Origin of the sequence: Moorena sp. SIO3H5, assembly GCF_010692395.1 — a bacterium.
In the GTDB taxonomy this organism is placed as follows: Bacteria; Cyanobacteriota; Cyanobacteriia; order Cyanobacteriales; family Coleofasciculaceae; genus Moorena.
This window is the reverse complement of sequence record NZ_JAAHHS010000576.1, coordinates 1-3,703: the sequence shown is the minus strand read 5'-3', so window position 1 is coordinate 3,703 and position 3,703 is coordinate 1. Positions and strand designations below refer to the sequence as shown.

At 42.9% G+C, this 3,703-nt stretch carries 2 protein-coding genes; both read left to right on the top strand.

All coding sequences use genetic code 11. The features are described from left to right. Nucleotides 1–134: 134 nt before the first annotated feature. Complete coding sequence (locus F6K52_RS33800; RefSeq protein WP_293089168.1) at nucleotides 135–1,007, top strand: pentapeptide repeat-containing protein; 873 nt, start codon at nucleotides 135–137, stop codon at nucleotides 1,005–1,007. 534 nt (nucleotides 1,008–1,541) lie between these two features. Beyond that, on the top strand, nucleotides 1,542–3,626 hold the full coding sequence (locus F6K52_RS33795; protein ID WP_293089166.1) for a pentapeptide repeat-containing protein: 2,085 nt from the start codon (nucleotides 1,542–1,544) through the stop codon (nucleotides 3,624–3,626). Nucleotides 3,627–3,703 lie beyond the last annotated feature (77 nt).

Below are 3,703 nucleotides of genomic sequence, written 5' to 3'. Positions count from 1 at the left end.
GCCGTCAGCCGTCAGCCGTCAGCTTGTTTTATTCAAAAGCTGAACGCGCACGCGTGTGCGTAGCACATAAGCTGAATGCTGAATGCTGAATGCTGAATGCTGATAACTGATAGCTGACTATGTTACTACCACTAATGGAAGCTAATGAAGTTCTAATCAGATATAAGAATGGAGAAAGGGATTTCCGCAGGGTAAATCTCAGAGGTCAGTCATTCCAGGGGCAAGACCTTTCAGGAGCAGATTTTAGTGAAGCTGATATTAGGGGAGCCAACTTTAAGAATGCTAATCTAACCGGAACTAATTTCTGTCAGGCCAAGGCTGGATTACAAAAACTGTGGGTAACTGTTCTTATGTTAGTTTCCTGGATAGTGTCAGGACTATCAGGAATTCTCTCCTTCCTTGGTGGGGCAGTAGTAGCGTTTATCTTTGACAACTTAGATAACCAAGTCTCCAGCTGGATAGCTTTGGTTTGTGTAATTATAGTATATAGTGTTATCCTGCGTAAAGGTATGGGAGCAGGAGCCGTCCTCGGTATCGTCTGTGTTATCGGTGCCGTCAGCACCGTTGCCATCGACAGGGGCAGCTTCAGCAGCTTCGCCTGCCCGATTGTAATCGCCAGCATCTACGCCGTTGCCATCACCAGCGCCAGCGCCAGGACCAGCGCCAGGGTCGTTAGCCTCTTCATCACCAGCGCCAGCGCCAGCGCCATCGCCTTCCGATTAAGCGGAGCTGTAGACATAGCCGTAGCCATAGCTGTAGCCTTAGTCTTAGTATTACTTGGTGCTTACCAGGGCTGGCGTGCTCTAAAAGGGGACCCCCGAGATGCCTGGATTCGCACTACTGCGATCGCATTTGCCGCTACAGGGGGTACAAGTTTTTACAATGCTGACCTAACCGATGCTGACTTTACCGGAGCTACCCTCAAAAGTACAGATTTAAGAAAGGCTAATCTTACTGGTGCTAGTTTGGATAATACTAGTAAAATTGACTTGGCTAGACGAGATTAAACGTAAGCTATCAGCTAATGCGCTACGCGCACGCTACGCGAACAGCCGTCAGCCGTCAGTGCTTAGCTCAAAACAAGGGTAAATATTCAGTTGGGAGTGGGGAGCACTCTCCACACTTACTAAACTCCCTTATCTTTTCCTGTGATATAAATATAGCGCTATATTTTGTGGACTTTTTTAAGTCTTTTCCCTCAGGATTTTAAGTGTTTTATCTGAGAAATTGTTATATACTCAGAGCTCTGGTTTGTGATACGATTCTAATTAATTAAATTGAATCAGTTTCTAATTGAAACTTCCCTCCTTTGATTTTCCTTGGCGAGTCTGATCGCAAAGGGAAGGTAAATGCATATAAATTAATTCAGCAAAAATACTCTAAGAATCAATACTTAAGGTAAGCGGTCAGCCGTCAGCTGACGTAACAGAGATTAAACCAATGCTTACCTGTTTTATTCAAAAACTGATAACTGATAACTGATCGCTGATCGCTGATCGCTGATCGCTGATCGCTGATCGCTGACTATATGACTATCACTAATGAAAGCTAAAGAAGTTCTCAAAAGATATGCAGAAGGACAAAGGGATTTCCGCAGGGTAAATCTCAGAGGTCAGTCATTCCAGGGGCAAAACCTTTCAGGGGCAGATTTTAGTGAAGCTGATATTAGAGGCGCGAACTTTAAGAATGCTATTCTAATCGCAACTCAGTTCTGTAAGGCTAAGGCTGGATTACAAAAACGGTGGTTAACTATTGTTCTGTTGGTTTCATGGATAACTTCGGAATTATCGGGAATGGCCTCCTTACTTGCTGGGGCGTCAGTAGGGTCAATCTCTGACGTTAACAGCGTAGATAACCAAGTCTCCGGGTTGGTAGCTTTTAGCTTCCTAGTAATAGTATATATTTTTATCCTGTTTCAAGGGAGCAGATCAGGAGTGAGTATTGCCATTGCTGGGTGCAGCGTTGTAGTTATTGTTGTCGTTACTTCAAACGCCATTGGTATTGCCGGCGCAATCGTCAGCGGCACCGCCAGCACCTTTGTGAGCGCAACTGCCACCGCTATCGCCATCGCCAATACCTTCGTCAGTACCAGCGGAATCGTCAGCGCCATTGCCAGCATTATCACTATCGTTATAGCTATAGCCACCGCCTTCGCCTTCGCCTTCGCCTTCGCCTTCCGCTTCACGGGACTCGTAGCCATAGCCGTAAGCATAGCTGTAGCCGTAGCCTTAGTATTACTTGGTGCTTATCTAGGCTGGCGTGCTCTAAAAGAAAACCCTCGAGATGCCTGGATTCGCACTATTGCTATTGCTTTTGCTGCTACAGGAGGTACCAGTTTTTACAAAGCTGACCTAACTGATGCTGATTTTACGGGAGCGACCCTCAAAAGTACAGATCTAAGAGAAGCTACGCTTACTCGTACCTGTTGGCAAAATACTATTAACCTTGACCGAGCTAGACCAGGTGAAACTATCTTAGCTAATACAGCTGTCAGAGAATTATTGAGAACTGGTAATGGTTATCATAATAATTATAGTAATACCAATCTTAGAGGGGCAAATTTAAAAGGAGCTAATTTAAATAAGGCTAATCTAAATAAGGCTGATATTAGCGAAGCCACGTTAGAGAAGGCTAATTTAAAAGATGCTAATTTAACTGAAGCTCAAGCAATTGGTACTGATTTTACTCATGCTTATTTAACCGGAGCTTGTTTAGAAGCGTGGAATATTGACTCAACAACTACCTTAACTAACGTTGATTGTCAGTATGTCTTTTTACTAGAAAATGCCAATCCTCAAGGATATCGAGAGCGTCGTCCTCATGATCCTGACCGGGTTTTCCAACCAGGGGATTTTGAAAACCTCTATAATAAGATTATCAATACCGTCCAGATTCTGCTGCGTAATGGTGTTAATCCAGAAGCATTTCGTCAAGCCTTTCAAAAAATAATGGCGGAAAATGCTGAAATTACTAGTGATTCGATTCAAGCCATTGAGAAGAAAGGTAATGATGTTTTACTTACCTTGGAAGTGCCAGAAGCCACAGATAAAGGCAAAGTTGAAAAACAATTTTTACAAGTTTATGAAGCTAGGTTGGAAGCCGATAAAAAAATTGCGTTTCTAGAGGGTAAACAAGAGGGTAACACTCGCGAAATTAATGATCTCAAGGAGATTATATACGGTTTGAGCAATCAGTCATGGAATCCAGTAATCAGTCTTACAAATACAGCTAAAGCCGAGAGTGATATGTCAAATAATTCACGTAATTATACCATAAAACAAGAGAATAATAATAATCCTAATGTTGCTATTGTCAACGACGAGGGTAAACAAGAATTGAACATTACTAATAATTTGACATCAGAGCCAACCCAAAACCTAGCCGAAGCAGCAGAAGAAATCCAGCAACTCCTCAACCAACTATCCCAGAGTAATCCCACTACAACCAACAAAGAGAAGATGATAGTTGTAGGTGAAGTTATTGACCAAATTGACAACAACCCAACCCTAAAAAATAAGGTTATCAATGCCCTGAAAGTAGGAGGAGTAGAAGCCTTCAAGGAAGCCATAGATCATCCTCTCGTTAATATTTTGATGGCAACAGTCGAGGGATGGACAGAAGTTTAGTAAGCTATCAGCTATCAGCTATCAGCTATCAGCTATCAGCTATCAGCTATCAGCTATCAGCTATCAGCTATCAGTTT

Coding starts and splice junctions, on each gene's coding strand:
- F6K52_RS33800 (WP_293089168.1), top strand. CDS start 135: ATGGAAGCTAATGAAGTTCTAATCAGATATAAGAATGGAGAAAGGGAT.
- F6K52_RS33795 (WP_293089166.1), top strand. CDS start 1,542: ATGAAAGCTAAAGAAGTTCTCAAAAGATATGCAGAAGGACAAAGGGAT.